At 60.1% G+C, this 2,707-nt stretch carries 4 protein-coding genes; 2 read left to right on the top strand and 2 right to left on the bottom strand.

What is annotated here, in order from left to right:
• On the bottom strand, positions 1-201 hold a 201-nt coding region (locus BRA42_RS04485; protein ID WP_342686186.1), incomplete at its 3' end, for a hypothetical protein.
• Positions 202-900: 699 nt separating this feature from the next.
• Here BRA42_RS04485 and BRA42_RS04480 point away from each other — a divergent pair.
• Both BRA42_RS04480 and BRA42_RS04475 read left to right on the top strand, forming a co-directional pair.
• On the top strand, positions 901-1,233 hold the full coding sequence (locus tag BRA42_RS04480; protein WP_292407741.1) for a hypothetical protein: 333 nt from the start codon (positions 901-903) through the stop codon (positions 1,231-1,233).
• A gap of 22 nt (positions 1,234-1,255) precedes the next feature.
• Positions 1,256-2,113, top strand: a complete 858-nt coding sequence (locus BRA42_RS04475; RefSeq protein ID WP_292407738.1) for a winged helix-turn-helix transcriptional regulator — start codon at positions 1,256-1,258, stop codon at positions 2,111-2,113.
• Positions 2,114-2,460: 347 nt separating this feature from the next.
• On the opposite strand, the gene BRA42_RS04470 is transcribed toward BRA42_RS04475, so the two are convergent.
• Positions 2,461-2,707 (bottom strand): type II toxin-antitoxin system death-on-curing family toxin (locus BRA42_RS04470; RefSeq protein ID WP_342771534.1); only part of this gene is annotated, 247 nt, incomplete at its 5' end.

Raw genomic sequence — 2,707 nt, 5'->3', positions numbered from 1 at the left:
CACCTCGTTCATGCGCACCCGGGGAGGGACCACGGAACCGTGACGGCTATCCCCGATGGGAGCCAACAGCCCTAATGCCCTCCGGGCACATTGTGGGAGCCGGGGTACGACGGCAATCGAACTTCCCGGCCCCCGCGGGATACCGCATGCGGCTTCCCTGATCGAGACGTCGGCGTTCCCACCCATAACGTTTCTGTCCATTTCATAGAACTGTCGCGGCGCCACCCGGGCCGTCGTATTCTCACGATACGCAGGGGACCGGGCAATCCGTCACCAGTATGGCCTCTCTCCAGTAGAAATACACCATGAGCTCCGGCTTGCAGATCTGAGAACCGGTCTGATAGAAATTCTGTAGAATCGCCCCTGATCTCGAAATCTGGCGGAATGATCGGCCCGCCCCCGGCGCGACCCAGCCCCGGGGCGGGAGTGCGCGGCGTGCCGCGCGGACCTCCAAGGAGGTACCGCCGCCCCGAATACCCGGCGGCGACGAAAAACCGGTGGCGGCGGGCGCGCACATCCCTCTTGCCGGCGGCAGTGGGGCCCGGAAATCCCCCGGATAGCGTGATCCCCGGAAATTCGCCCGCCTATCGATCCCCGATGCCACCGGCCCGAGGGATGGCGCAGCGGGGTTGTTTTCCACTGGAAATCTCCAATATTTCCTGGATTAAGGAAATTCGTCTTCAATATGGAGAGAACAGTAGTCCGGACACCTCCGATGACGATTCTATGAAATGGACAGAAAATTTAAGGTCGGGGGTTCGGACGTAGTGCATGATGACAGCATGAGCATAGCGAAGCGCAGTGTGCGCATTGGAAAAAGCATACCGGCCGTTGTCCTGCTCATCGGCCTCCTCCTCGTCCCCGGCGCCATGGCCCTGCACGCCCGACGCGGGCGACGGCATGGATATCCAATCCATCGAAGGCACGATACACCCGGGCGAGTATCAGGCCGTCGAGAAATCGGTGCCCACGGGCGTGAAGACCCTGAAGGTCGACCTCGACTGGAGCGGACACGAGCATCCCGGAACCGATTCGATTACCCTGACCATAACCCCGCCGGAAGGCGCCGTACTCGGCCCGTACCGCGACGGTGTCGACGGAAGGACGGACGAGAAAATCGCCCTTACCCTCTCAGAGTCCGGTTCCCTGCCGTCCGGCACGTGGAAGTTCCTCATCTTCGGAGAAAACGTCCCGGGGGCAGGAACGGAGTATACACTGAATGTGGGGTATTAGTTCTGAGGGAGTCCACCAACTGATGCGGGTTGAATTGCATGGAAAGATGATCCCCTTATTCATCTTTCTGACTCTGGCCCTGCTCCTCCTCTGGAGCCCGGTAGCGGCGAAGATCATCGTCGAACCGGGTCCTCCCGAACTGCCGACCGATGTGACCTATATCGACGACGAGCGGTTCGTGCCGGTCTGGCAGGCCTACACGCCGTCGGAATTCCTCGTCATCGTCCTCCTCATCCACTACCCGCTCCTTGCGATGCCCGTCGAACTCGTCTGCTCCGCCGGCGCCTTTGCGCTCCTCGGCTACCGGTCCTCGCGCCACCCTCTGGCCCATAAGAAGCGGTCCCTGATCTACGCCTGCATCCGGGACCACCCCGGGATCACGTCGATAGAGATCGCCCGCGCCACCGGGATCAACCGCGGGACGACCCGCTACCACCTCCTCCGCCTCCGGGAGGCCGGCCTCGTCAGCGTCGTACACCCGGGCGGCAGAAAGGGCTACTTCCGGAACGGCGATTACGACGCAACCGAAAAGGCGGCCTGCTTCCACCGCAGAAACAGCGTTCGCTGTGAAATCCTCGGCCTGATCCTCGACGGCCCCGGCGTCACGCAGGCGGAGGTAGCCGACGTTACCGGTCTCTCTCGCCCCGTAGCCGCCTGGCACCTCCAACGACTCGTCGACGACGGGCTCGTCGAATCGGACCGCGACGGCCGGACGGTGTGCTATTCACTCACGAGCGAAACGCGTGCGGTCTTTCAGGGTCTGGGCCGGTCCAACGGCAAAGAAGTTCTCGGACCACAGAGCGAAACCGATGCAGCAGACCCCGGAGGGGCGCCGCAGGTCGCACAGACCGCGTTTGTCCATACGGAGAGGCAGGCCTGACCGAAACTCCCTGTTTGTCACGGTGGTGAACTCCCCCCGCTTGCGCAGGGGGTCTTCTCGCCCCGCCTCTTCGACCCCGCGGGGATAAAGAAGGCGTACCTCCGGAGCATGTTCAAGAGGGAAAAATGGTGCCATTTTTCTCGAAAGGTTAATCTGACATTACTTGTATTACAGGTGTAATACAAGTGTATTACAAGTATTACAGGGAAGGGATCAACATGGTGTCTGCGCCAGATATCCGGCATCAAAAAGAGAAGCCTAAAAATATCATCAGTATGGGACTGACCCCGTTCGAGAAACGCGCACTAGAGGCATCTATAAAAAAGAACCGGAAGGCGCTGGAGCTCCTAAGCCAGCACTGAGAAGATATCCATCCTTTTCGTATTTGCGCGAATCCAGTCTTCGATCTCCTCCAGCGAATACCTGCTGTTGCCGTCATCGTCAAGGTCGGCCAGGGTGACCATGAACCGGTCCACCTCTTCCGCGTCTGCATCAAAAATGTACCCGTTTGCGCGCAGTATGAGTACATCCGTAGCCGTATACGCAGTTCGCTTATTCCCCTGCCAGAACCCATGTCCGTTTGTGATTGAGGTG

Source organism: Methanoculleus sp. UBA374, assembly GCA_002508705.1.
Taxonomy (GTDB): domain Archaea; phylum Halobacteriota; class Methanomicrobia; order Methanomicrobiales; family Methanoculleaceae; genus Methanoculleus; species Methanoculleus palmolei.
Note: the sequence above shows the minus strand (reverse complement) of the source record. Positions and strands in the feature narration are given on the sequence as shown.